This window comes from Sandaracinobacter sp. T42 (assembly GCF_059115405.1).
Window position 1 is genome coordinate 701,952 of record NZ_CM181101.1, and the last position, 23,601, is coordinate 725,552.

Below are 23,601 nucleotides of genomic sequence, written 5' to 3' on the forward strand. Positions count from 1 at the left end.
GACGACCGCCCTGCGGTCTTCCGGAGAAGTCAGGACCGGTTCTGCTACTGGTTCATCGAGCCGAAGAAGTCTTCGTTGGTCTTTGAATCCTTCATCTTGTCGAGCAGGAACTCCATCGCGTCGACCGTGCCCATCTGCATGAGGATGCGGCGCAGCACCCACATCTTGGAGAGCGTCGCCTTGTCGACCAGCAGTTCTTCCTTGCGGGTGCCGGACTTGCCGACGTCCATCGCCGGGAAGATGCGCTTGTCGGCCACCTTGCGGTCGAGGACGATTTCCGAGTTGCCGGTGCCCTTGAACTCTTCGAAGATGAGTTCGTCCATTCGGCTGCCGGTGTCGATGAGGGCGGTGGCGATGATGGAGAGCGAACCGCCTTCCTCGATGTTGCGCGCGGCACCGAAGAAGCGCTTCGGGCGCTGCAGGGCGTTGGCGTCGACGCCGCCCGACAGCACCTTGCCGGAGGACGGCACGACCGAGTTGTAGGCGCGGGCGAGGCGGGTGATGGAATCGAGCAGGATCACCACGTCGCGCTTGTGCTCGACGAGGCGCTTGGCCTTTTCGATGACCATTTCAGCGACCTGCACGTGGCGGGCGGCCGGTTCGTCGAAGGTGGAGGAAATCACTTCGCCCTGCACCGAGCGCTGCATGTCCGTCACTTCTTCCGGACGTTCGTCGATGAGGAGGACGATCAGATAGACTTCCGGGTGGTTGGCGCTGATCGCCTTGGCGATGTTCTGCAGCAGCACCGTCTTGCCGACGCGTGGCGGCGCGACGATCAGGGCACGCTGGCCCTTGCCCTGGGGGCTGATGATGTCGATGACGCGGCTCGACTTGTCCTTGTTGGTCGGGTCGGCGCTGTCCAGGTTCAGCTTCTCGTCCGGGTAGAGCGGCGTCAGGTTGTCGAAGTTGACGCGGTGGCGGAGCGTTTCCGGATCATCGAAGTTGATCTTGTTCAGCTTCACCATCGAGAAGTAGCGCTCGCCGTCCTTGGGCGCGCGGATCTCGCCCTCGATCGTGTCGCCGGTGCGGATCCCGAAGCGGCGGACCATGGAGGGCTGGAGGTAGATGTCGTCCGGGCCGGCGAGGTAGTTCGCATCCGCCGAGCGCAGGAAGCCGAAGCCGTCTGCCAGCACCTCGATCGTGCCGGAGCCGATGATCTCCTCCCCCGCATCCGCCTTGGCCTTCAGGATACCGAACAGCAGATCCTGCTTGCGAAGGGTGGAAGCCTGCTCGACGCCAAGTTCCTCGGCCATGGCGACGAGATCGGCGGGGGTCTTCTTCTTGAGTTCGAGGAGATGCATGAGCGCTTTCCGCAATTGGATTTCGCAACCGCCGACGCAATGGGTTTTGGATCTGGCGGGAAAGGGGCGCACCAGGACGGGGCCACAGGCGGGCGGTAGGCCCGCGGCGGGGGGACGGTCAAGCGAATTCTGGCGCGGTCCGGGGGTGCTGTTGGATTCCCGGGACGGATATGTTAACAGTTCGTAACAAATAAGAATGAGGGAGAGGTCGCATGATCGAAGCCTTGCGGACATTGGGCTGGCTGTGGCTGATCGCCGGGATCGCAGCCATCGGTTCGCTTCAGCTGACCCACGCGGGCAGCCATTCCATCATTCCAGGCTGGCTTGCCCCGACCCTGTCGCTGCCATGGAGCGGGCTGGTGCCGATGCTTGCGCTTTCGACGAACGGGGCCACGCTGCTGATGCTGGCGGGGATGATCGTGAACAGCGCGATCCTGTTCGTGATCGCCAATGTGGCCAGCCGCTGAAGCCTAGAAGGGCTTCAGAACGGCAAGACCCACCATCAGGATGGTGAACAGGGCGGGAACCTCGTTCCAGATGCGGAGCGTGCGTTCGGCAACCGGACGCTCGCCATTGGCCATGCGGCGGCCGACGCCCGTGAGCCAGCCCTGATAGCCGGACAGGAGGAAGGCCAGCAGCAGCTTCGCATGAATCCAACCCGCCTGCTGGAAGCCGTAGCTGGTGGCGATCGCAAGGCCCAGGATCCAGACGAGCAGGATGCTGGGAAGCAGGATGATGCGGCGCAGGCGCGCCGTGCGCAGGCGCCAGTTCAGATCCTCTGGCGAGCCGACGGGCACACTGGCCTGATGCACCAGATAGCGGGGGTAGATGAACAGCCCCGCGATCCAGAAGAAGGTGACGATCACATGCAGCGCCTTGAGCGGCATGTAGGCGGAACCAAGCCAGCCGATGAGGTTTTCCATAAGCCGGAGTCTAGCCGGACGTCCCGCGGCTTCCTAGCCCCTGAGCCGTTGCAGCAGCCGTTCCACATGCGCGATCGGGGTGAAACGATCGATGCCGTGGCCGAGGTTCAGGATATGAGGCCGCCCGGCCATGACTTCGAGGCAGACGTCGAGGGCGTTGTCCAGCGCTGGTCCGCCGGCCTTCAGGGCGAGGGGATCGATATTACCCTGGAGCGGGAGCGTATCGGGCGTGTTGGCCAGGATGTAGCCGAGATCCGTTGATTCATCGATCGCGAGTGCGCTGACCCGGGTTTCACGGGCATAGGCCGGCGCCTTTTCGCCGGCGCCGCGCGGAAACCCGATGAGCGGCGTATTCGGATGCCGTTGCCGAAGCTCATCGACCAGCCAGGCGGTGGGCGCGATGACCCAGCGTTCGAATTCGGATGGCGCGAGGCTTCCCGACCAGCTGTCGAACAGCATGAGCGCGTCGGCGCCTGCTTCGACCTGGCCCGAGAGATAGGCGAAGGTTTCTCTCGCGATGGCGTCGATGAGGGCCTGGAAGCGCGCCGGATCGGCATAGGCCATCAGCCGGGCGTCGGCCTGGTCCTTCGAGCCCTGCCCGGCGACCATGTAGGTGGCGACGGTGTAGGGGGAACCGGCGAAACCGAACAGGGCCTTTTCCGGTGCGAGGCCGGCGCGGACCTTTCGGACGGTTTCCCAGATGGGGCGATAATGGTGTGGGGCGGGTTGCAGCGATTCGAGCGACGCCGTCGCCAGCGGCGGCGCCAGACGGGGCCCCTCACCTTCGGCGAAGCTGAGCGCCTGCCCCATGGCATGGGGGACGATGAGAATGTCGGAGAAGAGGATGGCGATGTCGAAGCCGAAGCGGCGGATCGGCTGCAGGGTGATTTCAGCCGCCGAGTCGCTGTCGTAGCAGAGGTTCAGGAAGCTGCCCTTTTCGGCCCGGAGCGCGCGATATTCCGGCAGGTAGCGGCCGGCCTGCCGCATCAGCCAGACGGGCGGCGGCGTGAGGGCCTGGCCTTCGAGGACAGCAAGGGCGCGGGGTTTCGGGGCACGGGGTGAGGGCTGAGTCATCGGGGTGCCTGTATCGGGATGGGGGAAGCCAGGCAAATGGGCGGGAACCAATCCATTTCATGACTCTTTCAAGACTCGGTAGCCATTGAAGTGGGGCGGTGAATCATGGGGATGGATTCTTGTCCACAGGTGGACCCACAGGGCTGGGGTTGGCCAAAGGCTTCTGACAGCAAAAGGATTCCCGGTTGTTCCCGGCATGTGGACAGGCGCAAGATGCTTGTCCACAAGCGGATAATCAGGCCTGAACGGGTGGGATGCGAGCGGGCCGCGCCGGGCTTGACGGGTGCCGGGGCGGGAATTCATCGATTCCTGCCCAGATTCCCCGGCTTTATCCGGTGATTTTTCCACAGGGCGGACAGACGGGGTTGCGTCGGCTCTGCGTGACGCTTTGATGAGGGGATTGTGACGAGACTGCATCTGCACCTGGTTTCGGACTCGACCGGCGAGACGCTGGAGAGCCTGGTGAAGGCCGGGCTCGCCCAGTTTTCCGGTGTGGATGCGGTGAAGCATTACTGGCCCATGGTCCGGTCCGAGGGGCATCTGGACCGGGTTCTGGACGAGGTGGCGCGCACGCCGGGGCTTGTTCTCTATACGCTGGTGGCACGCACCGTTCGCGCTCGGCTGGAAACGCGCTGCGCGGCGCTGGGGCTGCCGGTGATCGCGGTGATGGATCCGGTGATCGAGGGGCTGGAGCGGATGCTGGGCCGCCAGGCGGCCAGCCGCCCGGGTGGCCAGCACCGGATGGACGAAGCCTATTTCGGGCGGATCGAGGCCATTCACTGGACGATGGAGCATGACGATGGGCTGCTGCCGCACGAATGGGAGCAGGCCGATCTGGTGCTGGCGGGCGTGTCGCGCAGTTCGAAGACGCCGACATCCGTCTATCTCGCCAACCGGGGGTACAAGGTGGCGAACATCCCGCTGGTGCCGAACCGGCCGATCCCGCCCGAACTGTTCCGGCTGGAATCGCCGCTGATCGTGGGGCTGACGGTGGCGCCCGAGCGGTTGATGCAGGTGCGCCGCGCGCGGATCCTGGGGCAGGATACCGCCGGCATTTCCGCCCGCTATGCCGATCCCGATACGATCGCGGAGGAACTGAACGCCGCGCGCCGGCTGTTTGCGGATCGCGGCTGGCCGGTGATCGACGTGACCCGCCGGAGCATCGAGGAAACGGCCGCCGAACTGATGAACCTGCTGGGGATGCGCCGTGACAAGGGCTGAGACATGGGCTGAGACGTGGGCTGAACGGGTAGGCGAGGAGGCATTTGCCGATGATCATTCTGGCCAGTGAAAGCGCTTCCCGCCGGGGGATGCTGGAAGCGGCGGGTGTTTCGTTCGAAGCCGTGCCCGCGCGCATCGACGAGACCGGGGTGACGGAGGCGATGCGCGGACAGGCCGTGCGGGACGTGGCGGACCGGCTGGCCGAGCTGAAGGCGGTGAAGGTGAGCCTGCTTCATCGGGGGAAGATCGTACTGGGCAGTGATTCCATGCTGGAGCTGGAGCGGGGGGTGTGGCTGGAGAAGCCCGGGACGCCGGACGGGTTGCGGGCGCAGCTGCGGCTGCTGCGGGGCCGGGCCCATCGGCTGGTGAGCGCGGTGGTGGCGGCCCGGGACGGGCAGCCCCTGTGGCGGCATGTGGAGGCGGCGACGCTGACGGTCCGGGATTTCAGCGACGCCTGGCTGGAGGAGTATGTGGCCGCCTGCGGAAATGATGTGCTGTCCAGCGTGGGTGGTTATCATGTCGAGGGGCTGGGCGTGCAGCTGTTCACCCGGATCGAGGGGGACCAGTTCGTGGTGCGGGGCCTGCCGTTGCTGGCGGTGCTGGGATGGCTGCGGGAAGCGGGGGAGTTGCGGATTTGAGAACGGCAGGCGTGATCGGGTGGCCGATCGCACATTCGAAGAGCCCGGTGATCCACCGTTTCTGGCTGCGGGTGCTGGGGATCGACGGCGATTATTCCCGGTTCGCGGTTCGGCCCGATGAACTGGGCGCGGCGGTGCGGGCCCTTCCGGCGCTGGGGATCGCGGGGGTGAATGTGACGGTTCCGCACAAGGTGGCGGTACTGGACTGGCTGGACGATGTCTCGCCCGAGGCCGCCGCCATCGGGGCGGTGAACACGGTGGTGGTGCGCGACGGCCGCTTGTGGGGCACGAACACCGACATCGCCGGATTTGCCGGAGCGCTTGCGGGGCGCCATGTGGAACATGCCGTGGTGGTGGGGGCAGGCGGCGCCGCGCGGGCGGTGCTGCCGGCGCTGGAGCGTCTTGGCGTGCGCCGGATCACCGTGATGAACCGGTCTGTCGACAAGGCGCTGGCCCTGCTGGAGGAATTGGGAATCGAAGGCGATGCCGTTCCGCTGGCGACCATGGCGCCGGACGCGGATCTTCTGGTGAATGCGTCAAGCCTGGGGATGAAGGGGGAGCCGGCGCTTCGGCTGGATCTTTCGGCCCTGCCGGACGGGGCGACGGTGTATGACATCGTCTATGCGCCGCTGGAGACCGCGTTGCTGGCGGCCGCGCGGGCCCGCGGGTTGCGGACGATCGACGGCCTGGAGATGCTGGTGGGGCAGGCCGCGGCGGCGTTCGAGCTGTTCTACGGCGCGCAGCCGCCGCGCGGGCGGGATGCGGAGCTGCGGGCATTGCTGATCGGAGGTGCTGGATGAAGCGAAGGCCGGTGGTGATCGGGCTGACGGGTTCGATCGGGATGGGCAAATCCAAGGTGGCGTCCAAATTCCGCCACCTGGGCCTGCCGGTGTTCGATGCCGATGCGGCTGTGCGCGCGGTGCAGGGCCCGGGAGGCGCTGCGCTGCCGGCGATCGAGGCGGCGTTTCCGGGAACGACCGGGCCAATGGGGGTGGACCGGGCGAAGCTGGGGGCGGCCGTGTTCGGCGACAAGGCGGCGCTGAAACGGCTGGAGCGGATCGTACACCCCGCCGTGGGGCGGATGCAGCAGGCGTTCCGGCGAAAATATCGCAGCCGCCGGGCGATCGTGCTGGATATTCCGCTTCTGCTGGAAGGCGAGGGCTGGCGCGGGGTGGACATCATTGCCGTCGCTTCTGCGCCGTTTCATGTGCAGCGGGCGCGGGTGCTGGCGCGGCCGGGCATGACCGAGGCGAAATTCCTGAACGTGCTGAAGCATCAGATGCCGGATCCGGAAAAGCGGCGGCGGGCGGATATCGTGATCGAGACGGGGCGGGGCCGGTTGCAGACATTCCGCACCGTGCGCGGGATCGCGCGGATCGCGACGGGAAGCCGGATCCGCTGACGGCGAGGCCTGGCCTGTGCGGGGGGCTGAGGCTTGCGCCCCCGGCCAAAGCGGCGGATAAGGGACAAAATGCGCGAGATCGTGTTCGATACCGAGACGACGGGGCTTGATCCCCGGGACGGGCACAGGCTGGTGGAATTCGCCGGGATCGAGCTGGTGGAACGGGTGCCGACGGGGCGCCATCTGCATGTCTATGTGAATCCTGGTCGGTCGATGCCGGCCGAAGCGCAGGCCGTGCATGGCCTGACCGAGGATTTCCTGGCCGACAAGCCGCGCTTCGCGAGCGTGGCGGGCGAGTTGCAGGCCTTTCTGGAAGGCGCGACGCTGGTTGCCCACAATGCCGCCTTCGACATGCGCTTCCTGAATTTCGAGTTCGAGCTGTGCGGCCGGCCTGCGATCGGTTCGGCGCGGGTGGTGGATACGCTGGAGCTGGCCCGCAAGCGCTTTCCGGGCGCCAAGCACACGCTGGACGCGCTGTGCCAGCGCTTCGGGATCGACCGGTCGCACCGGGTGCTGCACGGCGCGCTGATCGATGCCGAACTGCTGGCCGACGTGTATGTGGAACTGACCGGCGGGCGGCAGATCGGCTTCGATCTTTCGGTGGCGGCCATGGCTGAAGAAGAGCTTGCCCGGGCCGAATGGCCCGAGCGGACATGGGAAATCCCCCTTGCGGATCAGCAGGCCCATGCCGACTTCCTGGGGAAGATGAAGGAACCGCTCTGGCTGAAACAGGCCTGAGCGGATGACAGCGAAAGGAGACTGACGATGGATATCCGGGTAGCAGGCCATCAGGTGGAGACGGGCCAGGCGTTCCGGGTTCATGTGGGCGAGCGCCTGCAGGCCATCGCAGACACCTATTTCAAGCGATCCATCGGCGCGACGGTGACCCTGAGCCCCGGCCCGCATGACAGCTTCCAGTGCGATATCGTGATGCATGTGATGCAGGGGCTGGTGCTGAAGGGATCCAACCGGGCGGCGGTTGCCAATGTCGCGTTCGACGGGGCGGCCGACAAGATCGAGAAGCAGCTGCGCCGCTACATGCGCCGGCTGAAGGACAAGTCTGGCGGCGTGACGCTGGACGCAATGCCGCTGGCGGAACTGCCGGACAATGCCGAATATCGCGTGTTCGAAGGCGTTGCCGAGGAAGTGGAGGCGCCGGACGCGCCGCTGACGATCGCCGAGACGCGGGTGGACATTCCGGAGGCGAGTGTGTCTGACGCGGTGATGATGCTGGACCTGCGGAACACGACGGCGTTGCTGTTCAAGAACAGCCGCACGGGGAATCTGAACATGGTCTATCGTCGGGAGGACGGAAACATCGGCTGGGTCGAGCCGCGCGCATGACCCCGGACGGGATCCGCCGTGTATGAGGCGGATCGGGAGTGAACGGACGAGTATAGATGGATTTTCAGGAATTGCTGGCCCCGTCGGCTGTGGCGCTTGATGTGCCTGCCGCGACGAAGAGGGCCGTGTTTTCGACGGCGGCCAGTTTGCTGTCTGACGAGATAGGCGTTTCGGAGGAAGCGATCGTCGCCGCGTTGAGCGAGCGCGAACGGCTGGGGACGACCGGCTTCGGGGACGGCAATGCCATTCCCCACGGGCGCGTTCCGGGGCTGCAGCGGATGGTGGCCGCCGTGGTGCGGACTGCGGAGCCGGTGGACTGGGCTGCGGTTGACGCCATGCCTGTCGATCTGATCGTCGCGCTGCTGGGACCGGCGGAAGCCGGGGCCGATCATCTGAAGGCGCTGGCGCTGGTGAGCCGCACCCTGCGCGACCGGACGCTGGTGGAGAAGATGCGCGGCGCGGTGGAGCCGGGCGCGCTGTGGACGTTGCTGGCCGGGCCCCGGCGGCGGGCGGCATGAGCGCGCCTGAGCATCTGCGAGGCCTGGAGCGGCTGTATGCGCAAGCGCCGGTGAACCGGATCTTCCGCTCAAGGCTGACGATCCCCGAGGCCGGCAAGGCGGAAATCCGGTTTGAGGTGACGCCGGACATGTTCCATGCGGCGGGCGCGGCGCATGGCACCATCTATTTCAAGATGCTGGACGACGCGGCCTTCTATGCCGCCAACTCGATGGTGCCCGACGCCTTTGTTCTGACGACCCAGTTCAACCTGTTCCTGACCCGGCCGGTGAAGGCGGAGCCGCTGGTGGCGGTGGGGCAATGGGCTTCGGGCCACCGGCGGGTGCTGATTGCCGAAAGCCGGTTGCTGGATGCCGACGGCGAGGAAGTGGCGCGGGGGCAGGGAACCTTCATGCGATCCCGGATCCTGCTGAAGGATCTGCCCGGTTATCTGCATGGACCTGCCTGAACACCGGCTGCCGGCCAGCACCGAAGTGCCGGTTCTGGTGCGGCAGGTGCAGGCGGCGGGCGGCTTCGCGACGGTGCTGCGCAAGGGCAGCCAGTGGGGATCCGCCCTGTTGCTGGTGCACCGGAATGGGCCATTCGTGGGGGCCTTTGAGAAGGTGCCGGCGGCATCGGGCGAAATCGCCTGGCGCCTGGCGGCGGAAGGGGAGGAGGCTGTCTCTGCCTTTGTGGCGCGGCAGGTGCGATTCGACCCGGATATCTGGGTTCTTGAACTGGATATCGCTGACCCGGCACGTTTCGTCCCGGGAATAGCCGGAGGCCGTTGACCCTTTCGCCTGGATGAACGAACGGCCCTTCCGTGCACTGTGACGGGCCTGTGACACCCCATAGAAGGGTCGGCCGGTCTGGGTTCCTCCAGGAAATGGAAGGAGCCCGGCAGGGCACCGGCCATTCCGGGCAGGATGGCTGGATCAGCAGGCGCGGTTCGCGCGGGTTCCGACACCGGATGGCCATGTTTCTTCATGGCTTACGCTCTCGGCCCGCAGCCCCAGGAACCGCGGGTATCGAGCCTTTGATGCGAAACAAGTTCCGGGTGGCCGGCATTACCGCGGCCGCTGTTTTCCTTCTGGCTGCGGGCGAAGCGCCCAACAGCGACATTTCCTTTCTGAACGACATTCCCCCCGCCCCCACCGAGACGCAGTACGCGCCGGCGCTGGAAATGGTGGAGGAACCCCATGAATTCGCGGAGCCCGACCTGGGCCTGGTGCTGCCGGAAGCCGGCACGCTGGCGCAGCTGGTGCGCGAAGTGCGCGACCAGCATTCGGCCGAGATGACGGACGAACTGACCTGCCTTGCAACGGCGGTCTATTTCGAATCCAAGGGCGAACCGCTGGACGGCCAGCTGGCCGTGGCGCAGGTAATCCTGAACCGCGTGGAAGACGGCCGTTTCGGCCGCGATCTTTGCGGCGTGGTGAAGGCGCCCAAGCAGTTCAGCTTCGTGCGCGGCGGGACGATGCCTGCGCCGACCAACATGACACAGTGGGAAACGGCGAAGGCCGTGGCGCTGATCGCTATTTCCGGCAGCTGGCCCGAAGTCGCGCCGGACGCGACCCACTTCCACGCCACGCGCGTGAACCCCGGCTGGAAGCTGCGCCGGGTGGCGACCGTGGGGCAGCACATCTTCTATCGCTGAGTTCCCGGGGGAGGGAATGGAGGCGGGGCCGGGACCGAGGGGGTTCCGGCCCTGTTTCCGTTTTGGGGGTTAGCGCACCCCGGCCCAGTACATGATGCCGCCGGTGGCGCGGGGCCAGCCGTAGCCGTTGACCCAGACGGCGTCGATGTCGGATGCGCGCTGGGCGATGCCTTCGGCGAGGATCTTCTTTCCTTCGTCCACCATGGGTTGCAGCAGGCGATCCAGGATTTCGGCCTGGGTGTGATCCCTTGGCGTGCCGCCTTTTTCCTTCACATAATCGCGGATCAGCTGTTCGACGACGGGGCTGGGGGTTCGGCTGCGGTCGGGGCTGTAATCATAGAAGCCGGCGGCGGTCTTCTGGCCGCGGCGGTCCATTTCGCAGAGGCGGTCCCGCAGGGTTTCGCCCTTCGACGTTTCCTTCGACCAGCCGATGTCGAGGCCGGCGAGGTCCGACATCTGGAAGGGGCCCATGGGGAAGCCGAAGTCGGTCAGCGCCCGGTCAACCTCCCACGGCATGGCGCCTTCGAGGAGCAGGGCGTTGGCGGCCTGCTGGCGCTTCGAGAGCATGCGGTTGCCGATGAAGCCGTCGCAGACGCCGGAAACGACGGGAACCTTGCCGATCTGGACGCCGATTTCCATGGCGGTCTTCAGCACGTCCGGCGCGGTTTTCGCGCCGCGCACCACTTCCAGCAGCTTCATGACGTTGGCGGGGGAGAAGAAGTGCATGCCGAGCACGTCAGCCGGGCGGCTGGTGGCGGATGCGATTTCGTCCACGTTCAGATAGCTGGTGTTGCTGGCGAGGATGGCGCCGGGTCTGGCGACCTTGTCGAGTTTGGCGAAGGTTTCCTTCTTGATCGCCATGTTCTCGAAGATCGCCTCGATCACGAGGTCGGCATCCGCGAGGTCTGCGAGGTCGAGGCTGCCGGTGAGAAGCGCCATGCGCTGATCGACCTGGTCTGCCGTCAGCTTGCCGCGCTGGGCGGAGCGTTCGTAGTTGGCGCGGATCACTTTCAGCCCGCGATCCAGCGCGGCCTGTTCGCGTTCGACGATGGTGACGGGGATGCCCACATTGGCGAAGTTCATCGAAATGCCGCCGCCCATGGTGCCCGCGCCGATGACGCCCACCTTGCGGACGGGGCGGGTGGGCACGTCCGGGCCGATGCCTTCCACCTCTGCCGCCTTGCGTTCGGCGGCCTCGATATGTGCCAGGGCCGCCGCGCTCTTATCTTCTCCGCTCATCTTTTCCTCCCCATATGCTTCGCCTACAGATCCATTCTCTAGGAGGCGGACCCATGGATGCAAGGCTGAGAGATTCGCTGAAGGGGCTGGACCTTCGCGCCGAGATCGAGCGTCTGCGAAAGGAACGCAACGCCGTGATCCTGGCGCATTATTACCAGACGCCGGAATTGCAGGATCTCGCCGACTTCGTGGGCGATTCGCTGGAGCTTTCGAGGAAGGCGGCGGAGACGAACGCGGACGTGATCGCCTTCTGCGGTGTGCGCTTCATGGCGGAAGTGGCCAAGATCCTGAGCCCGAACAAGACGGTGATCCTGCCGGACATGGACGCGGGCTGTTCGCTGGAGGATTCGTGCCCGCCGGACGAATTCGGGGCCTTTCGGGCAGCGCACCCGGATCACATCAGCCTCACCTACATCAACTGTTCTGCGGCGGTGAAGGCGCATTCGGACATCATCGTGACCTCTTCCAGCGCGGAGAAGATCATCAACGCGCTGCCGAAGGACCAGAAGATCCTGTTCGCGCCCGACAAGCATCTGGGGGCCTGGCTGGCCAAGAAGACCGGCCGCGACATGCTGCTGTGGGACGGCACCTGTATCGTGCACGAGGCGTTCAGCGAGACCGAACTGCTGAAACTGAAGGCGCAGTATCCGCAGGCGCCGGTGGCCGCGCATCCGGAATGCCCGGCGCACATCCTGGACCATGCCGACATGATCGGATCGACCAGCGCCATCCTGAAATTCGCGCTGGAAAGCCCCAGCGAGATCATCATCGTGGCGACCGAGCCGCATATCATCCACCAGATGGAAAAGCAGGCGCCGGGCAAGACCTTCATCGGCGCGCCCGGGGCGGACGGGAAGTGCAGCTGCAACATGTGCCCCTACATGGCGCTGAACACGGTGGAGAAGCTGTATCTGGCGCTGCGTGACCTGAAGCCGGAACTGACCGTGCCTGAGGATCTGCGGGTGCGCGCGCTGCTGCCGCTGAACCGGATGCTGGCGATTGCGAGCGGCGCGGCGACGGATCTGACGCCGGCGCAGACGATGCCGCCCGTGACGGGGGATTGAGCGGGCAAGGGAACAAAGTCGACCGAAAGGGCTTGCCGCATCATTGCCGCGCCCGCTAGCCATGCGGTCATGAAAACGCTCATTCTGGCCGCCATGGTTGCCGCCGCCGCCCCCGCAATTGCTGCCGAGGATCCGCACCTGTGGCTGGAGGATGTGACCGGCGAGAAGGCGCTGGCGTGGGTGAAGGCCCGCAATGCGAAATATCTGCCCGAGCTGGAGGCGGTGCCGGGCTTTGCCGAGTGGCGCGCGAAGGGGGAGGCGATCCTGCAGGATCCGCGGCGGATCGCCTATCCCGGGGGGACTTCGCCTTCCGGGGTGACGGCGACGCAGGTGTTCAACTTCTGGCGTGACAAGGACCATGTGCGCGGCATCTGGCGGGTGAGCCCGCGCGCCGCGTTCGATGCGGGGAAGCCGGAATGGGCCACGCTGATCGACATGGATGCGCTGGACGCGGCCGAGAAGAAGAATTTCCAGTGGCATGGCGCGACCTGCCTGCCGCCTGAATATCAGCGCTGCCTGATCGGGCTTTCCGTGGGCGGCAAGGATGCCGAAGAGCTGCGCGAGTTCGACCTGGTGGCGAAGCGCTTCGTGCCGGTTTCGGAAGGCGGGTTCGCCAGCCCCGAGGCAAAGCAGGGCGTGGCCTGGCTGGACAGGGACCATCTGCTGATCGGCACGGCGGCCGGGCCGGCGACGACATCGGGCTATGCGCGCGAGATGCGGCTGTGGACGCGCGGCACGCCCTTTTCGCAGGCTAAGCTGCTGCTGCGCATTCCCGAAACCGACATGGCGGTGAACCCGGCCGCCTTCGGCACGGGCGCGGGCCGGCGCGCGGTGCTTTTGCAGGCGCTGACCTTCTGGACGGGCCGGGTGCATCACCTGGGGGCCGATGGGACGCTGACGCGTTCGCCGCTGCCCGAGGATGCCGATTTCCGCTTCATCGCCGACACGGGCGACGGGCCGCGCGCCTATGCCCTGCTGCGCAGCGATTTCAACGGAATCGCCAAGGGCAGCCTGGTTTCCTATGCCGTGCCCGCGAGCGGGACGCCGGGACCTGTTGAGGCGGTGTTCACGCCCGGCGTGACACAGGCGATCGAGAATGTCGATGCGACGGGCCGGGCTGTCTATCTGAGCCTGCTGGACAATGTGGCGGCGAAGCTGGTGCGGCTGCAGCGCGGAGGCGGAACCTGGGCGAGCCGGGAGGTGCCGGTGCCGGCCAACAGTGCGCTGGGGCTGATCGCGACGGACGAGGCCGATACGCTTTATGCCAATGTGGTGGGCTTCACCGAGCCTTCGCGGCTGATGAAGAGCGTGGACGGCGGCGCGCCGGTGGTGCTGGCGTCTGCGCCGGCCTTTTTCGACGGATCGAAGATCGAGGTGAGCCAGCGGTTCGCGACCTCGAAGGACGGGACGAAGGTGCCCTATTTCGTGGTGCGGCCGAAGGGGGCGAAGGGCCCGCTGAGGACGCATTACTGGGCCTATGGCGGGTTCGAGATCTCGATGCTGCCGGCCTATCTGACGCCGGAGAACCAGATGTGGGTGGAGGCCGGCAACCAGTATGTGCTGGCGAACATCCGCGGCGGCGGCGAGTTCGGGCCGCGCTGGCACCAGGCGGCGCTGCTGGAGAAGCGGCAGACCAGTTATGACGATCTGCATGCAGTCGCCGAGACGCTGAAGAGGGAGGGTCTTGCTTCGAAGATCGCGGTGCATGGGCGATCGAACGGGGGGCTGATGTCGAGCGTGGCCTATACGCAGCGGCCGGACCTGTACGATGCGGCGCTGGTGGGTGTGCCGCTGGCCGACATGAAGCGGTATCATCTGCTGCTGGCGGGCGCTTCCTGGATGGCGGAATATGGGAACCCGGACACCAGCGACTGGGATTTCATCCAGAAGTACAGCCCGTACCAGAACATCCGGAAGGACAGGGATTATCCGCGGGTGTTCTTCTATACCTCCACCAAGGACGACCGGGTGCATCCGGGCCATGCGCGCAAGATGGCGGCCGAGATGGAGGCCCAGGGCCACCCCATCTATTACTACGAGAATATCGACGGCGGGCATGCGGGCGTGGCGAACCTGAAGGAGGCGGCCTATCGCTATGCGCTGATGCTGGCCTACATGACGAAGGAACTGAAGTGACCGGTTTCGACCTGCCCGGATTCGACCTTGCGGCGTTCGTCGAAGCGACGCTGGCCGAGGATCTGGGCGGGGTGGCGGATGCCGGGCGCGACCTGACGGCGAGCGCCTGCCTTGCGCCGGATGCGCGGCTTTCCGCCGTTCTGGACAGCCGGGATGCGGTGGTGGTGGCCGGATTGCCGATTGCGGCGGCCTTCTTCCGGCGACTGGACCCGGATTGCCGGGTGGAACTGCTGGTGGCGGATGGCGACGCGGTTGCGGCCGGGGCTGATCTGATGCGGGTGGAAGGTAATGCGCGGGCGCTGCTGGCGGCGGAGCGGTCTGCGTTGAACACGTTGCAGCATCTGTGCGGCATCGCGACGCTGACGCGGGCTTATGTGGACGCCATTTCCGGGACCGGCGCGACGCTGCTGGACACGCGCAAGACGCTCCCGGGGCTGCGCATGCTGGAAAAATATGCCGTGCGCATGGGCGGCGGGACCAACCACCGGATGGGCCTGTGGGATGCGCCCATGGTGAAGGACAATCATATCGCGGCGGCCGGTGGCGTGACCGAGGCCGTTTCGGCCTGCAAGGCGGCGGGGCTTCGCCACATCACGGTGGAGGTGGACCGGCTGGATCAGATCGAGCCGGCGCTGGCGGCGGGGGCCGACAGGCTGCTGCTGGACAATATGAAGCCGCCGATGCTGCGCGAGGCGGTGGCGCTGGTGGCGGGGCGGGTGCCGACCGAAGCATCGGGCGGGGTGAACCTGGAGACGATCCGGGGGATCGCCGAAACGGGTGTGACCTTCGTGAGCGTGGGGCGGATCACGCAAAGCGCGCCGGCGGCGGACGTGGGCATGGATTATCTGAGCTAGCCGGCCCTGTTCGCCGCCGGTGGCGGGACCGGGTTCGGGCGAACCGCTCTCTAGTGCGAGTGCAAGACATGGGCGCCGGCCACTAGGCTTGGCACATGGCGCTTCTGGACAGCTTTGCACCGGCCCGGATTCCGGCGGAGGCCGAGGCCCTGCGGGCCCCCGTGCGTGCGTTCCTGGCCGATGCGCTGAAGGACCGGCCCCCGGCCCTGCGGGCGCGCACCTGGACGGCCTGGGATGCGGATTTTTCCCGGGCGCTTTCGGCACAGGGCTGGGTGGGGCTGACGATGCCGGCCGCCTATGGCGGCGCGGGCCTGACGCCCTGGCACCGGTTCGTGCTGGTGGAGGAGCTTCTGGTGGCGGGGGCGCCCGTTGCCGCGCACTGGATCGGCGACCGGCAATCGGCGCCCCTGCTGCTGAAATTCGGATCCGAGGCGCAGCGGCGGCGCTTCATTCCCGCCATCTGCCGGTCGGAGCTGTTCTTCTGCATCGGCATGTCGGAGCCCAATTCCGGATCCGATCTTGCGAGCGTCCGCACGCGGGCGACGCCGGACGGCGCGGGCTGGCGGCTGAACGGGCGCAAGATCTGGACCACCCATGCCCATCGGGCGGACTGGATGATCGCGCTGGTCCGGACATCCGGCGGGCCGGAGGACCGGCAGACGGGATTGAGCCAGATGCTGGTGGATCTGCGCGCGCCGGGCGTTTGCGTGCGCCCGATCGAGTTGATGACGGGCGATTCCGAATTTTCCGAAGTGAGCTTCGAGGATGTGTGGCTGCCGGCCGAGGTGCTGGTGGGCGCGGAGGGCAATGGCTGGGCGCAGGTGAACGCGGAGCTGGCGTTCGAGCGGGCCGGGCCGGAACGCATCTATTCCTCGGCCATCCTGCTGGACCTTTGGGCGAAATCGCTGGGCCCGGATGCGGACGCCCGGGATCTGGAGCTGCTGGGCCGTCTGACGGCCCGGCTTGCGGCGCTGCGCGCGATGTCGGTTGCGCTGACGGCGCGGCTGGCGGACGGGCAGAGCCCGGTGGTGGAGGCCGCGCTGTTCAAGGATCAGGGCACCGGGTTCGAGCAGGAGATCCCGGCCCTGCTGGCGGACCGGATCGCGGCCGCGCCCGGGCAGATGGCGGATGACGAGCTGATCGGGACGCTGACCTTCCTGCTGCGCCTGGCGCCGGTGTTTTCGCTGCGCGGCGGCACGCGGGAGATCCTTCGCGGCATGATCGCGCGTGGGCTTGGTCTGCGCTGATGCTGCTGGACGCCTTCACCCGCCTGCTGGACGGCCATTGCACCCCGGCCTTGGTTCGCGCCTGCCGGGCGGATCCGGCGCTGGCGGCGGCGCTGGCGGCGGAGATCGAGGGGGCCGGCTTCCATGCCATCCTGCTGCCCGAGGAACAGGGCGGCGCGGGGCTGCCGCTGCCCGGGCTGGCCCCGTTCCTGATCGCCTGCGGCGAGCGGCTGGCGCCGGTGCCGTTCGGGGAAACCGCGCTGCAGCGCGCGGGCTATGGCGAGCTGCCGCTGCATGCCCGCGCCGCGCTGCGCGCCGCGGAGATGGCCGGGATGGCAACGCGGTTGCTGGCAATGACGATCGCGCATGTGACGGTGCGTGCGCAGTTCGGCCGGCCGCTGGCGGCGTTCCAGGCGATCCAGCAGCAGGTGGCGCTGATGGCGGAGGATGTGGCGGCCGCGACGCTGGCCGCCCATATCGGCCTTGGCGGCCCCGGCTTCACGCCGGCGCGAAGCGCGGCGGCGAAGCTGCGCGCCGGGGAGGCGGCTGTGCGAATCGCCGCCACCGCCCACCAGTTGCACGGCGCGATCGGCGCCACGGCGGCGCATGATCTGCAGCTGTGGACCGGTGCGCTGACCGAGGCCCGCCTGGCGGACGGCAGCGAAAGCCACTGGGCGGTCGTGCTGGGCCGGCACCGGCTGGACGACTGCCCGGCGGACGGGGCCAGCTATGTCCGCACATATCTTCAGCCAGGGGAAATGCCATGAGCCTGTTCGACACCCTTCCCGTGATGGGCAAGGGCCCCACCTGGGAGGATCTGAGCCCCGGCATGGTCGGCCGCACGCTGCGCCGCACCGTGACCGAGGCCGACCTTGTGAACTTCATTGGCGCGACCGGGATGGTGGAGGCGATCTTCATCGATGCCGACTATCCCGGAAAGGCGATTCCCGGCCGGCTGGTGCCCGCGGCGCTGACGCAGTGCCTGATCGAAGGCCTGCTGTTCCAGTCCGTGATCCAGGGTGTGGGGCTGGCGCTGCTGGAAGTGCATCTGAAGGCGCTGGCCCCGGTGCGTGTGGGCGACAGCATCTGGGCGACGCTGGAGATCACCGATATCCGCCCCACTTCGAAGAACAACCGCGCGGTCGTGACATCGGACGTGCGGGTGTACAATCAGGCGGAGGAGCCCGTGCTGAGCTACAGTGTGAAGCGGATGGTGGCGGGCCGGAGCTGAGGGACGTCCCCCCTCAGACCCTCATTTCGGGGGCGCGGGCACCGGGAATTTCGTGAACGCGGCCGAAACGGCTGAATCCAGGGCGGCGTTCACATTCTGCATGTCTTTCGTCGTCACGCTTTTCGTCACGGTTCCTTCCCACAGCATCTGCTTGCGGGCGGCATCCACCACGTCGATGGTCAGCGTGCCTTCGCTGTATTGCGTGACTTCGGTGCGTTCGCTGTACAACGGCCAGGGGCTGTAGAAGCCACGACGGTAGCCATAATAGCCATATCCGCCCATCACCGGTTCCGGCACGGTGGTGATGCGCATCTTCTCGTTCAGGTTGGCGCTGAAGTTCACCAGAAGCTGGGGGCTGGCCGGATCATAGCGGAAGCCGCGCGCTTCCATTTCCCGCCGCGTCGAGTCGCTGAGTTGCTGCGACACCACGGAGCGGTAGCCCGCCCTGTCGGTTCCGAGCGGGCTCATGAAGCCGAAGGTCTGATACTGGGTGAAGTTGGCGGACGGATCCGAAAGCGCGCGCACATCCGGCCCGCTGGAGCAGGCGGCCAGGGCCAGAAGCGATGCGGCGAGGATTGCAACCCGGCTTGCGCGTTTCATGTCTGTCACTCCCCTGAGAAGACTTTGCCGAATCTAGCAATTCGACCGGGGCACGGCCAGCCTGTTGCATGCGGCTTCGACACGTGGGCCAAGGGTGCGGGCTTCAGAAGGGGGCTTCAGGAGGTGAAGGCGCGGCCCAGATAGGCGGTGATCGCCTTCGCGTCGGCGGGAGGGATTTCCGCGCCATGGGTGTCGATCATGCGGGCGATGTTTCCGGCCCAGAAGGCTTCGTCCCGGCCCCTGGGCTGTTTGGTGATGAAATCCAGGCCATGGCAGCTGGTGCAATGCGCCTCTACCAGTTGCAGGCCCGCGCCCGGCGGGAGCTGAACGGGCGCGCCGGTTGCGGCCTGCCCGCCCGATGCCACCACCCCGGCCGCCAGCAGCACGGGTCCGAAACCTGCCATCCATTTCATGCGATCAGCCTTTCCCTGCGCCGCCTGCCGGCCGCCCATAGCCGCGCCGGCATCAGCCCGCCAGCGGCCTGCGCGGTTGCGGCTGGCGCTGCGATCCGGCTGCGGGCATAGAGGGGGCCGATGCGCAGCCTTGTCGCGATCCTTCTTGCCGCCTTTCTGGTCTCTCCGGCCTTTGCCCAGCCGTCTTTGCCGACGGACCGGCCCCGGATCGGGCTTGTTCTGGGGGGCGGCGGCGCGCGCGGTTTCGCCCATGTCGGCGTGCTGCAGGTGCTGGAAGAGAACCGCATTCCCGTCCATGTCGTCGCAGGGACCAGCATGGGGGCCGTCGTCGGCAGCCTTTATGCGTCCGGCAAGTCTGCGCAGGACCTGAAGGCGATCACCGACGAGATCCCCTGGCAGACCGTGTTCGACGATTCCATCCCGCGCGACCGGCTGAGCTTCCGCCGCAAGCGCGACGAGCGCGACGTGCTGATCGATTACCGCATCCGCTTCGATGACAGGGGGCTGGTTCTGCCCAAGGGGGTGTTGCGCGGGCAGGACCTGTTCCTGACGCTGGCGGAATATCTGGCGCCCGCGCGTGGTACGCAGGACTTCGACGATTTCGCCACCCCGTTCCGCGCCGTCGCCACCGATATCGAGACTGGCGAGACCGAGGTTATGGGCGACGGCGACATCGCCACCGCCGTCTTTGCCTCGATGGCCGTGCCGGGGGGTCTTCCGCCGGTGGAGCGCAACGGCAAGCTGCTGGTGGACGGGATGGTCTCGGACAATGTGCCGGTGAATGTCGCACGGGAAATGGGGGCGGACCGGCTGATCGTGGTGGATGTGGGAACGCCGTTGCAGACGCGTGACCAGATCAACAGCTTCGTTTCGGTGCTGAACCAGATGCAGCTGCTGCTGGGCCACAAATCCGTGCAGCAGCAGATCGAGAGCCTGTCGGCGGCGGATGTGCTGATCCGGCCGGACCAGCCCGACATCGGATCCACGGCGTTCGACCGCAGCGTGGAGGGGATCGCCGCCGGACGCGCCGCCGCGCTGGCGGTGATCGGGAAGCTGCAGGCCTATGCCCTTCCGGAAGCGGAATGGCAGGCCTATCTGGCGGCCCGCAAGGCGCGCAGCCCGCGCTATGCGCCGACGCTGGCGTTCGTGAAGATCGACAACCGTTCGGATCTGCCGGACCGGGCGATCAAGGATCTTGTTTCGGCCCAGCCCGGCAGGCCGCTGGACGCGCCGCAGATGACGGCCGACCTGCAGGATGTCTATGCGCTGGGCGGCTTCCGATCCGTCAGGTACAATGTGGGTCCGGCCGAGGGGAAGGCTGGCGATGGCGTCATCATCACCGCCGACGGCGATCCGACATCAGCCAACTGGCTGCAGCTGGGACTGGGGATTTCAACCGATTTCAACCGCACGTCGAGCGTCCGGCTGGGGCTTGCCTATACTGACCGCAACTTCCTGGGAACGGGCGCCGAATGGCGCACGGATGTGCGGGTGGGGACCAACCTGCTGGTCGAATCGGGGCTGTATGCGGAGTTCGGCAAATATAATCCGCAACCGGGCCATACCGGCCGCGCGTTCGTGGAGGTGACGCCCTACTGGTCGCGGGTGGACAGTTCGCTCTATCTCGATGACCAGGCTGTCTCTGCTGTCCGCGACTCGCGGATCGGGATTCGCGCGGACGGCGGGCTGCTGTTCGGCAACTGGGGCGAACTCCGCCTTGGCCTGGGGCTGGCGGGTGTCGATCTGGATACGACGATCGGCGTGGGCGGCTTCGTGGATGACAGGCTGACCGACACGGAATGGCATGCGGCCTTCACGGTGGACCGGCTCGACAACATCCGTTTCCCGACGGAGGGATTGTTCGTGCGCGCCCGCTTCGTCGACCATGTCCGCTGGCTGGGCGGGAATCTGGACTATGCCGTCGGCGCCCTCGATGTGCTGAAACCGATCAGCTGGAACCGGAACACGCTGCTGCTGTCGGGTTCGGCGGGGCTTACCTCGCAGGGGGACGGCCGTTCGCTGGGGGATTTCCGGCTTGGCGGGTTCCTGCAGCTTTCGGGCCTGGACGACAACCAGCTGATCGGCCGCCACAAGCTGCTGGGCCGGGGCATCTTCTACCACCGGCTTTCCGAACGGGCGCCGATCGTGGATTTCCCCATCTACCTTGGCGGCAGCATCGAAGTCGGCAACACCTGGGACGATCTGGGGGATGTGTCGTTCGGCAACCTGCGCACCGCCGGCAGCCTCTTCATGGGTGCGGATACCCCGCTTGGGCCGTTCATCCTGGCCGGTGGACTGAGCCGCGGCAACGGCGCGCTGTATCTGATCCTCGGCCGGGTGTTCTGACACCGGCGCGAATGGCACGCCTGTTCGCCCTGCTGTTGCTGCTGATGTCGGCCCCGGCACTGGCGCAGGCGCAAGTTGCCGCCGCCGCGAGCCTTCGCCATGCGCTGGACGAGGCGGCCGCTGCCTTTGCGCGGGCGACCGGCGAGCAGGTTCGCATCAGTTACGCCGCTTCGGGCAATCTGGTGCAGCAGATCGAGGCGGGCGCGCCCTATCAGCTGTTCCTGTCGGCCGACGAGGCGCATGTGTTCCGGCTGGCGGACAAGGGGCTGACACGTGATCAGGGAACGGCCTATGCCGTTGGCCGGCTTGTCGTGATCACCCCGGCGGGCAGCCCGCTGATTCCCGATTCCGGCTTGCGTTTCCTGCGCGACGGGTTGGCGGACGGGCGGGTGAAGCGCCTTGCCATCGCGAACCCCGGGACCGCCCCCTATGGCGCGCGGACCGTGGAGGCGCTGAAGGCCGCCGGCCTGTGGGAGGCGGCGAAGCCCCGGCTGGTGACGGGCGAGAACATCGCCCAGGCGTTCCAGTTCGTCGCCAGCGGCGGCGCGGATGCCGGCTTCGCGTCTCTGAGCCTGGTGAAGAGCCCCGGATTCAGCGGACGGTATGCCGTGGTGCCTGCCAGGCTTCACAAGCCGCTTGTCCAGCGCATGGTGCTTCTGAAGACGGCCACCGCCCCGGCGCGGCGGTTCCACGACTGGCTGTTGTCGCCGCCCGGGCAGAAGCTGCTGGCGCGGCATGGCTATCTTCCGCCCGCCTGATGGACTGGCAGGCCCTCGTCCTTTCTCTGCGGCTGGGCGCGGCAACCCTGTGCGTGCTGCTGCCGCCCGCGATCCTGCTTGCCCGCTGGCTGGCCACGACGACGAGCCGCTGGAAGCCGCTGGTGGAAACCCTGGTGATCCTGCCGCTTGTCCTGCCGCCCACGGTTCTGGGCTTTTACCTGCTTTCCGCGCTTGGCCCCCGATCCCCCGTTGGGCGTTTGTGGGAAACGCTGACGGGCGGCAGCCTGGTGTTCAGCTTCGAGGGCCTTGTGGCGGCATCGGTTCTGGTGAACATCCCGTTCGCCGTGCAGCCGGCGCAGCGCGGTTTCGAGGCAGTCGGCGCCGATCTGCGGGCGGCGGCGGCGACCTGTGGCCTTTCGCCGTTCGCCGCGTTCCGCCGCGTGGATCTGCCGCTTGCCGCGCCGGGGCTGCTGACCGGCGCGATCCTGGCCTTTGCGCACACGCTGGGCGAATTCGGCGTGGTGCTGATGGTGGGCGGGGCGATCCCCGGCGAGACGAAGACCCTTTCGCTGAGCATCTATGACCGGGTGCAGGCGCTGGACAACGCCGGTGCGTCCGCGATGGCCGCCCTGCTGCTGGTGATCGCGGTGGTGTCTGTTGGCCTTGCCTATCTGCTGACGCGACGGAAGCCCGATGTCGGGGCTTGAGGCCCGCCTTCGCATCGACCGGCCGCTGCGACTGGCGGTGGACCTGGCTGTTGCGCCGGGCGAGATCCTGGCGCTTGTCGGCCGGTCCGGTGCGGGCAAATCGACCGTGCTGAAGGCGCTGGCCGGGCTGATTCCCTGCGAAGGCGTGATCCGCATCGACGGGGAGGACTGGGCGGATCTGCCCGCCCACCGCCGCGCGATCGGGTTCCTGTTCCAATCCTACGCGCTGTTCCCGCATCGCACGGCCCTTGCCAACCTGATGATGGCGATGCCCGACCCCGACGAGGGCCGCGCCCGGGCGCTGCTGGCCGCCGTTCATCTGGAGGGCTTCGAGCTGCGCCGGCCGCACCAGCTTTCGGGCGGGCAGCAGCAACGTGTCGCGCTGGCCCGCGCGCTGGCGCGGGGGCCGAAGTTGCTGCTGCTGGACGAGCCCTTTTCGGCGACGGACCGCCCGACACGGCGCGCGCTGGCTGCCACCATCGGCGAATTGCGCGCGGATCTGGCGATGCCGACCATCCTTGTGAGCCATGACATCGAGGATATCGCGGCGCTTGCCGACCGGATCGCCGTGCTGGATGGTGGCCGCATCGTGCAGCAGGGACCTGTCGCGGAGGTTGTTGCGAACCCCTGCTCGGATCTGGTGCGCGACCTGGTGGCCTGATCCCCTTTGTGGCCTAGCTTTCCGACAGCTTCATCAGCACCAGCCCGCCGACGATCAGCGTCGCGGCTGCGATCCGCATGGGTGTCGCCTGCTCGCCCAGAACCAGGACCCCCACGAGGAATGCGCCGACGGCGCCGATGCCTGTCCAGACGCCATAGGCCGTGCCCAGCGGCAGGGCGCGCATGGCCAGCGAGAGCAGGCCGAAGCTGGCGAACATGGCGAGCAGGGTGATGACGGACGGCCACGGCCGGGAGAAGCCGTCGGACAGTTTCATCGTGTAGGCCCAGACCACTTCGAGCAGGCCGGCGACGAGCAGATAGACCCAGGGCATTGTGCTGACTTCCTGTTGA

Annotated in this window: 28 protein-coding genes; 21 read left to right on the plus strand and 7 right to left on the minus strand. The window is 67.0% G+C overall.

Annotated features, from left to right (window positions below; all coding sequences use genetic code 11):
• Positions 1 to 44: 44 nt before the first annotated feature.
• Positions 45 to 1,301, minus strand: a complete 1,257-nt coding sequence (rho, locus tag ACW9TV_RS03340; RefSeq protein WP_494304440.1) for a transcription termination factor Rho — start codon at positions 1,299 to 1,301, stop codon at positions 45 to 47.
• A 212-nt stretch (positions 1,302 to 1,513) separates the two neighbouring features.
• Here rho and ACW9TV_RS03345 point away from each other — a divergent pair, with 212 nt between their 5' ends.
• Positions 1,514 to 1,768 (plus strand): hypothetical protein, encoded by a 255-nt coding sequence (locus ACW9TV_RS03345; RefSeq protein WP_494304441.1) that lies wholly within the window; start codon positions 1,514 to 1,516, stop codon positions 1,766 to 1,768.
• A gap of 3 nt (positions 1,769 to 1,771) precedes the next feature.
• Here ACW9TV_RS03345 and ACW9TV_RS03350 read toward each other — a convergent pair whose 3' ends face one another.
• The gene (locus ACW9TV_RS03350; RefSeq protein ID WP_494304442.1) at positions 1,772 to 2,224 is read right to left on the minus strand and encodes a CopD family protein; all 453 of its coding nucleotides are present in this window, start codon (positions 2,222 to 2,224) and stop codon (positions 1,772 to 1,774) included.
• Between the two features lie 33 nt (positions 2,225 to 2,257).
• Complete coding sequence (hemE, locus tag ACW9TV_RS03355; RefSeq protein WP_494304443.1) at positions 2,258 to 3,298, minus strand: uroporphyrinogen decarboxylase; 1,041 nt, start codon at positions 3,296 to 3,298, stop codon at positions 2,258 to 2,260.
• A 402-nt stretch (positions 3,299 to 3,700) separates the two neighbouring features.
• On the opposite strand from hemE, the gene ACW9TV_RS03360 reads away from it, so the two are divergent.
• From ACW9TV_RS03360 to ACW9TV_RS03405, 10 genes are all read left to right on the plus strand, one after another.
• Complete coding sequence (locus tag ACW9TV_RS03360; protein ID WP_494304444.1) at positions 3,701 to 4,519, plus strand: pyruvate, water dikinase regulatory protein; 819 nt, start codon at positions 3,701 to 3,703, stop codon at positions 4,517 to 4,519.
• 50 nt (positions 4,520 to 4,569) lie between these two features.
• Positions 4,570 to 5,157, plus strand: a complete 588-nt coding sequence (locus ACW9TV_RS03365; protein WP_494304445.1) for a Maf family protein — start codon at positions 4,570 to 4,572, stop codon at positions 5,155 to 5,157.
• The gene (gene aroE / locus ACW9TV_RS03370; protein ID WP_494304446.1) at positions 5,124 to 5,957 is read left to right on the plus strand and encodes a shikimate dehydrogenase; all 834 of its coding nucleotides are present in this window, start codon (positions 5,124 to 5,126) and stop codon (positions 5,955 to 5,957) included. The genes ACW9TV_RS03365 and aroE overlap by 34 nt, the downstream gene beginning before the upstream one ends.
• The gene (gene coaE, locus ACW9TV_RS03375) at positions 5,954 to 6,559 is read left to right on the plus strand and encodes a dephospho-CoA kinase (protein ID WP_494304447.1); all 606 of its coding nucleotides are present in this window, start codon (positions 5,954 to 5,956) and stop codon (positions 6,557 to 6,559) included. The genes aroE and coaE overlap by 4 nt, the downstream gene beginning before the upstream one ends.
• A 69-nt stretch (positions 6,560 to 6,628) precedes the next feature.
• Positions 6,629 to 7,297: a DNA polymerase III subunit epsilon gene (gene dnaQ, locus ACW9TV_RS03380; protein ID WP_494304448.1), complete on the plus strand. Its 669-nt coding sequence runs from the start codon at positions 6,629 to 6,631 to the stop codon at positions 7,295 to 7,297.
• Positions 7,298 to 7,324: 27 nt separating this feature from the next.
• Positions 7,325 to 7,903, plus strand: a complete 579-nt coding sequence (gene hpf, locus ACW9TV_RS03385; RefSeq protein ID WP_494304449.1) for a ribosome hibernation-promoting factor, HPF/YfiA family — start codon at positions 7,325 to 7,327, stop codon at positions 7,901 to 7,903.
• 56 nt (positions 7,904 to 7,959) lie between these two features.
• Entirely contained in the window at positions 7,960 to 8,421 is a 462-nt protein-coding gene (locus ACW9TV_RS03390; protein WP_494304450.1) for a PTS sugar transporter subunit IIA, read from the plus strand.
• The gene (locus ACW9TV_RS03395) at positions 8,418 to 8,867 is read left to right on the plus strand and encodes a PaaI family thioesterase (RefSeq protein ID WP_494304451.1); all 450 of its coding nucleotides are present in this window, start codon (positions 8,418 to 8,420) and stop codon (positions 8,865 to 8,867) included. The genes ACW9TV_RS03390 and ACW9TV_RS03395 overlap by 4 nt, the downstream gene beginning before the upstream one ends.
• Positions 8,854 to 9,189 carry a DUF1491 family protein gene (locus ACW9TV_RS03400; protein ID WP_494304452.1) on the plus strand — a complete coding sequence of 112 codons (336 nt, stop codon included), beginning with the start codon at positions 8,854 to 8,856 and terminating at the stop codon, positions 9,187 to 9,189. Before ACW9TV_RS03395 ends, ACW9TV_RS03400 begins: the two co-directional genes overlap by 14 nt.
• Positions 9,190 to 9,437: 248 nt before the next feature.
• Positions 9,438 to 10,055, plus strand: a complete 618-nt coding sequence (locus tag ACW9TV_RS03405) for a cell wall hydrolase (protein ID WP_494304453.1) — start codon at positions 9,438 to 9,440, stop codon at positions 10,053 to 10,055.
• Between the two features lie 69 nt (positions 10,056 to 10,124).
• On the opposite strand, the gene ACW9TV_RS03410 is transcribed toward ACW9TV_RS03405, so the two are convergent.
• Positions 10,125 to 11,294 carry a 3-hydroxyacyl-CoA dehydrogenase gene (locus tag ACW9TV_RS03410; RefSeq protein WP_494304454.1) on the minus strand — a complete coding sequence of 390 codons (1,170 nt, stop codon included), beginning with the start codon at positions 11,292 to 11,294 and terminating at the stop codon, positions 10,125 to 10,127.
• Positions 11,295 to 11,347: 53 nt separating this feature from the next.
• Here ACW9TV_RS03410 and nadA point away from each other — a divergent pair, with 53 nt between their 5' ends.
• The 6 genes from nadA to ACW9TV_RS03440 all read left to right on the plus strand — a co-directional run bounded on the left by nadA (position 11,348) and on the right by ACW9TV_RS03440 (position 17,805).
• Positions 11,348 to 12,358 carry a quinolinate synthase NadA gene (nadA, locus tag ACW9TV_RS03415; RefSeq protein ID WP_494304455.1) on the plus strand — a complete coding sequence of 337 codons (1,011 nt, stop codon included), beginning with the start codon at positions 11,348 to 11,350 and terminating at the stop codon, positions 12,356 to 12,358.
• A 69-nt stretch (positions 12,359 to 12,427) separates the two neighbouring features.
• Positions 12,428 to 14,494 (plus strand): prolyl oligopeptidase family serine peptidase, encoded by a 2,067-nt coding sequence (locus ACW9TV_RS03420; protein ID WP_494304456.1) that lies wholly within the window; start codon positions 12,428 to 12,430, stop codon positions 14,492 to 14,494.
• Positions 14,491 to 15,348, plus strand: coding sequence for a carboxylating nicotinate-nucleotide diphosphorylase (gene nadC / locus ACW9TV_RS03425; RefSeq protein ID WP_494304457.1), 858 nt, complete (start codon positions 14,491 to 14,493; stop codon positions 15,346 to 15,348). The genes ACW9TV_RS03420 and nadC overlap by 4 nt, the downstream gene beginning before the upstream one ends.
• A gap of 95 nt (positions 15,349 to 15,443) precedes the next feature.
• Positions 15,444 to 16,595, plus strand: coding sequence for an acyl-CoA dehydrogenase family protein (locus ACW9TV_RS03430; RefSeq protein ID WP_494304458.1), 1,152 nt, complete (start codon positions 15,444 to 15,446; stop codon positions 16,593 to 16,595).
• Entirely contained in the window at positions 16,595 to 17,341 is a 747-nt protein-coding gene (locus tag ACW9TV_RS03435; RefSeq protein ID WP_494304459.1) for an acyl-CoA dehydrogenase family protein, read from the plus strand. Before ACW9TV_RS03430 ends, ACW9TV_RS03435 begins: the two co-directional genes overlap by 1 nt.
• On the plus strand, positions 17,338 to 17,805 hold the full coding sequence (locus ACW9TV_RS03440; protein ID WP_494304460.1) for a MaoC family dehydratase: 468 nt from the start codon (positions 17,338 to 17,340) through the stop codon (positions 17,803 to 17,805). The genes ACW9TV_RS03435 and ACW9TV_RS03440 overlap by 4 nt, the downstream gene beginning before the upstream one ends.
• 21 nt (positions 17,806 to 17,826) lie before the next feature.
• Here the strand turns inward: ACW9TV_RS03440 and ACW9TV_RS03445 are convergent, their stop codons facing one another.
• Positions 17,827 to 18,405: a DUF4136 domain-containing protein gene (locus ACW9TV_RS03445; RefSeq protein ID WP_494304461.1), complete on the minus strand. Its 579-nt coding sequence runs from the start codon at positions 18,403 to 18,405 to the stop codon at positions 17,827 to 17,829.
• 116 nt (positions 18,406 to 18,521) lie between these two features.
• Positions 18,522 to 18,818 carry a cytochrome C gene (locus ACW9TV_RS03450; RefSeq protein WP_494304462.1) on the minus strand — a complete coding sequence of 99 codons (297 nt, stop codon included), beginning with the start codon at positions 18,816 to 18,818 and terminating at the stop codon, positions 18,522 to 18,524.
• Between the two features lie 120 nt (positions 18,819 to 18,938).
• Here ACW9TV_RS03450 and ACW9TV_RS03455 point away from each other — a divergent pair, with 120 nt between their 5' ends.
• Genes ACW9TV_RS03455 through ACW9TV_RS03470 form a run of 4 tightly spaced genes read left to right on the plus strand, consistent with a single transcriptional unit; the run spans position 18,939 to position 23,251 of the window.
• On the plus strand, positions 18,939 to 21,164 hold the full coding sequence (locus ACW9TV_RS03455; protein WP_494304463.1) for a patatin-like phospholipase family protein: 2,226 nt from the start codon (positions 18,939 to 18,941) through the stop codon (positions 21,162 to 21,164).
• Between the two features lie 11 nt (positions 21,165 to 21,175).
• Entirely contained in the window at positions 21,176 to 21,922 is a 747-nt protein-coding gene (gene modA, locus ACW9TV_RS03460) for a molybdate ABC transporter substrate-binding protein (protein WP_494304464.1), read from the plus strand.
• A complete protein-coding gene (modB, locus tag ACW9TV_RS03465) occupies positions 21,922 to 22,590 on the plus strand; it encodes a molybdate ABC transporter permease subunit (protein WP_494304465.1) in 669 nt (222 codons plus the stop codon). Before modA ends, modB begins: the two co-directional genes overlap by 1 nt.
• Positions 22,577 to 23,251, plus strand: coding sequence for an ABC transporter ATP-binding protein (locus ACW9TV_RS03470; protein WP_494304466.1), 675 nt, complete (start codon positions 22,577 to 22,579; stop codon positions 23,249 to 23,251). Before modB ends, ACW9TV_RS03470 begins: the two co-directional genes overlap by 14 nt.
• Positions 23,252 to 23,264: 13 nt before the next feature.
• Here ACW9TV_RS03470 and ACW9TV_RS03475 read toward each other — a convergent pair whose 3' ends face one another.
• On the minus strand, positions 23,265 to 23,582 hold the full coding sequence (locus tag ACW9TV_RS03475) for a DMT family transporter (protein WP_494304467.1): 318 nt from the start codon (positions 23,580 to 23,582) through the stop codon (positions 23,265 to 23,267).
• Positions 23,583 to 23,601: the final 19 nt, after the last annotated feature.

Bases quoted from the DNA above. Each gene is read 5' to 3' on its own strand.
- ACW9TV_RS03400 (WP_494304452.1), top strand. From the start codon at position 8,854: ATGGACCTGCCTGAACACCGGCTGCCGGCCAGCACCGAAGTGCCGGTT.
- ACW9TV_RS03365 (WP_494304445.1), top strand. From the start codon at position 4,570: ATGATCATTCTGGCCAGTGAAAGCGCTTCCCGCCGGGGGATGCTGGAA.
- coaE (WP_494304447.1), top strand. From the start codon at position 5,954: ATGAAGCGAAGGCCGGTGGTGATCGGGCTGACGGGTTCGATCGGGATG.
- rho (WP_494304440.1), bottom strand. From the start codon at position 1,301: ATGCATCTCCTCGAACTCAAGAAGAAGACCCCCGCCGATCTCGTCGCC.
- ACW9TV_RS03420 (WP_494304456.1), top strand. From the start codon at position 12,428: ATGAAAACGCTCATTCTGGCCGCCATGGTTGCCGCCGCCGCCCCCGCA.
- ACW9TV_RS03475 (WP_494304467.1), bottom strand. From the start codon at position 23,582: ATGCCCTGGGTCTATCTGCTCGTCGCCGGCCTGCTCGAAGTGGTCTGG.
- ACW9TV_RS03440 (WP_494304460.1), top strand. From the start codon at position 17,338: ATGAGCCTGTTCGACACCCTTCCCGTGATGGGCAAGGGCCCCACCTGG.
- ACW9TV_RS03430 (WP_494304458.1), top strand. From the start codon at position 15,444: ATGGCGCTTCTGGACAGCTTTGCACCGGCCCGGATTCCGGCGGAGGCC.
- ACW9TV_RS03405 (WP_494304453.1), top strand. From the start codon at position 9,438: ATGCGAAACAAGTTCCGGGTGGCCGGCATTACCGCGGCCGCTGTTTTC.
- dnaQ (WP_494304448.1), top strand. From the start codon at position 6,629: ATGCGCGAGATCGTGTTCGATACCGAGACGACGGGGCTTGATCCCCGG.
- ACW9TV_RS03410 (WP_494304454.1), bottom strand. From the start codon at position 11,294: ATGAGCGGAGAAGATAAGAGCGCGGCGGCCCTGGCACATATCGAGGCC.
- aroE (WP_494304446.1), top strand. From the start codon at position 5,124: ATGGCTGCGGGAAGCGGGGGAGTTGCGGATTTGAGAACGGCAGGCGTG.
- ACW9TV_RS03350 (WP_494304442.1), bottom strand. From the start codon at position 2,224: ATGGAAAACCTCATCGGCTGGCTTGGTTCCGCCTACATGCCGCTCAAG.
- modB (WP_494304465.1), top strand. From the start codon at position 21,922: ATGGACTGGCAGGCCCTCGTCCTTTCTCTGCGGCTGGGCGCGGCAACC.
- ACW9TV_RS03455 (WP_494304463.1), top strand. From the start codon at position 18,939: ATGCGCAGCCTTGTCGCGATCCTTCTTGCCGCCTTTCTGGTCTCTCCG.
- ACW9TV_RS03450 (WP_494304462.1), bottom strand. From the start codon at position 18,818: ATGAAATGGATGGCAGGTTTCGGACCCGTGCTGCTGGCGGCCGGGGTG.
- ACW9TV_RS03395 (WP_494304451.1), top strand. From the start codon at position 8,418: ATGAGCGCGCCTGAGCATCTGCGAGGCCTGGAGCGGCTGTATGCGCAA.
- ACW9TV_RS03345 (WP_494304441.1), top strand. From the start codon at position 1,514: ATGATCGAAGCCTTGCGGACATTGGGCTGGCTGTGGCTGATCGCCGGG.
- hpf (WP_494304449.1), top strand. From the start codon at position 7,325: ATGGATATCCGGGTAGCAGGCCATCAGGTGGAGACGGGCCAGGCGTTC.
- modA (WP_494304464.1), top strand. From the start codon at position 21,176: ATGGCACGCCTGTTCGCCCTGCTGTTGCTGCTGATGTCGGCCCCGGCA.
- ACW9TV_RS03470 (WP_494304466.1), top strand. From the start codon at position 22,577: ATGTCGGGGCTTGAGGCCCGCCTTCGCATCGACCGGCCGCTGCGACTG.
- ACW9TV_RS03390 (WP_494304450.1), top strand. From the start codon at position 7,960: ATGGATTTTCAGGAATTGCTGGCCCCGTCGGCTGTGGCGCTTGATGTG.
- ACW9TV_RS03445 (WP_494304461.1), bottom strand. From the start codon at position 18,405: ATGAAACGCGCAAGCCGGGTTGCAATCCTCGCCGCATCGCTTCTGGCC.
- hemE (WP_494304443.1), bottom strand. From the start codon at position 3,298: ATGACTCAGCCCTCACCCCGTGCCCCGAAACCCCGCGCCCTTGCTGTC.
- ACW9TV_RS03435 (WP_494304459.1), top strand. From the start codon at position 16,595: ATGCTGCTGGACGCCTTCACCCGCCTGCTGGACGGCCATTGCACCCCG.
- nadA (WP_494304455.1), top strand. From the start codon at position 11,348: ATGGATGCAAGGCTGAGAGATTCGCTGAAGGGGCTGGACCTTCGCGCC.